The 1982-nt window shown below is 72.8% G+C and carries 1 protein-coding gene and 1 pseudogene; both read right to left on the reverse strand.

From position 1 onward, the window contains the following. Positions 1 to 301: pseudogene (locus tag F3J15_RS37260) on the reverse strand (N-acetyltransferase); the annotation flags it as partial. After that, a partial coding sequence (locus tag F3J15_RS37265; protein ID WP_240161552.1) for a condensation domain-containing protein occupies positions 291 to 1982 on the reverse strand: 1692 nt, incomplete at its 5' end. The pseudogene F3J15_RS37260 and the gene F3J15_RS37265, both read right to left, overlap by 11 nt.

Raw genomic sequence — 1982 nt, forward strand, 5'->3', positions numbered from 1 at the left:
CCGCCGGCCACGCGGCCGGGTCGAGCCGGATCGCGGCGTGACGCGCGCTGTCCGAAAACGCCGCGGCCAGTGCCGCCAGCAGCGCACGCCGCTGGTCGGCCGGCGCCGCGCGATGGTTGTACGCGACGAGGCGCAGCGCGCCGTCGTCGCCGAGTTGCGCGCGCAGCAACTGCGCGCCGATGCCGTCGCCGTGCGCGACGCGGATTTCCGCGCCGTCACGCACGGCGAACAGGCCGTCCGCGAACGCGAGTCGGTAGGTATCGAGCATCGTGAATCCGTCCGGACGCACTTCAGCCAGCATGACGCGCCTCCTGTCCCGTTTCCGTGTGCGCATCGAGCCGCGCGCCGAGTGCCGCGAGCGTCGGCGACGCGAACACGTCGGCAACCGTCAGCGCATGGCCGGCGCGGCTGGCCGCGTCGACGAAGCGCACGACGTCGAACGACGTCGCGCCGACTTCGAACAGGTTGGCATCGGGTTCGGGCGCGGCCGTCGCGAACGTGTCGGACCACAACGCCGCGAGCGCGGCAGCCGCATGCGGTGCGCAGGACGGCGTTGCGGCGCGTGCATGGCTTTCGGTCTGCGCGCGATGCGACGCCTGCGCAACGGCACGCTCGTCGGGCGCACCGAGCACCGCTTCCGACGCGCCGGCGAAACGCGCGACTTCGTCGTGATAGAGATCGACGAGCGCATCGACGAAGCCGCTGTCGAGCAGTTCGTCCGCATACGAGAACGCGGCGCTCACGCGGCCGTCCGGATGCTCGACGACGTCCAGCTCCAGCGTAAATACGACGCGATGGCGCACGTCGTCGAAGCCGGCCAGCGACAGGCCGGCCCAGTCGCGCGCCGCGGCACCGGTCGGGCGCAGGTAGTTGAACATCACCTGGAACAGCGGATTGGCCTGCGCGGCACGCGGCGCGCGCAGCGCCGCGACGACGTCCGCGAACGGCACGTCGGCGTGCGCGTAGGCCGCAAGCGCCATGTCGCGCACTTGTGCAAGCACGTCCGCACGACGCGCGGCCGGGTCGATCCGCGTGCGCACGACGACCGAGTTGATGAAAAGGCCGAGCGCGTCGCGGGCCGCATCGCCCGTCAGCTCGCGCGTCGACGCGAGCACGCCGACCGGCTGGTCGACCGCACCCGTCGCGCGGAACAGCGCGGTGTTGAGCGCCGCGTGCAGCAGCATCGGCAGCGTCGCGTGCGCGGCCGATGCCGTGTCGCGTGCGGCGCGGATCAGCGCGCCGTCGAATTCGAACGCGATGCGGGCCGCGCGCCATTGCGGTAAGGCCGGCGCGTCATTGCGCTGCGGCAGCACGCGCGCCGGCAGATCGGCCAGCGCATCGCGCCAGTAGGCCACGCGGGCCGGATGGCACGGTACGGGCAGCACGAGCGGTTGGGCGGCCAGCTGGACGGCCTCATCGGCCGGCACGGCGCCGGCGCCGCTCTGCACGCGGGCGACATAGCGCGCACGAACCGCATCGAGCCACAGCTCGATCGATTCGCCATCCGACACGATGTGATGAATCGTCACCGACAGCACGTGATCGTCCGCGCCCAGACGCAGCACGCGCGCACGCCACAGCGGCGCATCGGCGGCGAGATCGAACGGCGCGAGTGCATCCTCGTCGGTCAGCGCAGCGGCGCGGGCGAGCACATCGGCTTGCGTCGACAGGTCGAGCACTGGCAGTTCGACAGAAACGGCCGCATCGATCCGCTGGCCCGGCAGTGCGCCGTCACGCGCCACGAGCCGCGCGCGCAGCGCCGGATGCACGGCGGTGACATCCGCGAACGCCGCACGCAGCGCATCGACGTCGAGCGGGCCGCGCACCCGCAGCGCGACCGGAATGTTGTACGCGGCGCTGTCCGGCTGCGCGCGCCACAGGAACCACAGGCCGAGCTGCGCCGGCGACAGCGGCCACACGCCGTGTGCATCCGGTTTGGCGACGGCCACGCCCGGCGCCGCCGCACCGGCATGCGCGGCGCG

The sequence above is a fragment of the Burkholderia sp. Ap-955 genome (genome assembly GCF_011753045.1).
In the GTDB taxonomy this organism is placed as follows: Bacteria; Pseudomonadota; Gammaproteobacteria; order Burkholderiales; family Burkholderiaceae; genus Burkholderia; species Burkholderia lata_D.